Origin of the sequence: Zoogloea sp. LCSB751, assembly GCF_002028455.1 — a bacterium.
Classification (GTDB): Bacteria; Pseudomonadota; Gammaproteobacteria; order Burkholderiales; family Rhodocyclaceae; genus Zoogloea.
Map to the genome: position 1 here is coordinate 1 of NZ_MWUM01000204.1, position 270 is coordinate 270.

Below are 270 nucleotides of genomic sequence, written 5' to 3' on the forward strand. Positions count from 1 at the left end.
GGCCAGCTTACGGCTCACGGTGGCGATAGGCATATCGAGCACTTTCGCGGCTTGAGAAAAACTGCCCGCATTCACCAAATGCACAAACAGATAAATTAACTGCAGCTCAGCGCCAACATCATCAGCCATGTTCAATCCCATCGTTTAGCGTGAGTGCCGCTCACAGGTATAAGGCACTAACTCATTGTGTTTTAAACGTAGAATTATTCATTTCTACGACCATAGCGCAATAGCTTCCAAGGTTAATCCTATGCTATTTTGCCAATAAGT

The 270-nt window shown here is 45.2% G+C and carries 1 protein-coding gene; it reads right to left on the minus strand.

From position 1 onward, the window contains the following. Positions 1-129 (minus strand): LysR family transcriptional regulator (locus B4920_RS29145; RefSeq protein ID WP_139379684.1); only part of this gene is annotated, 129 nt, incomplete at its 3' end. Positions 130-270 lie beyond the last annotated feature (141 nt).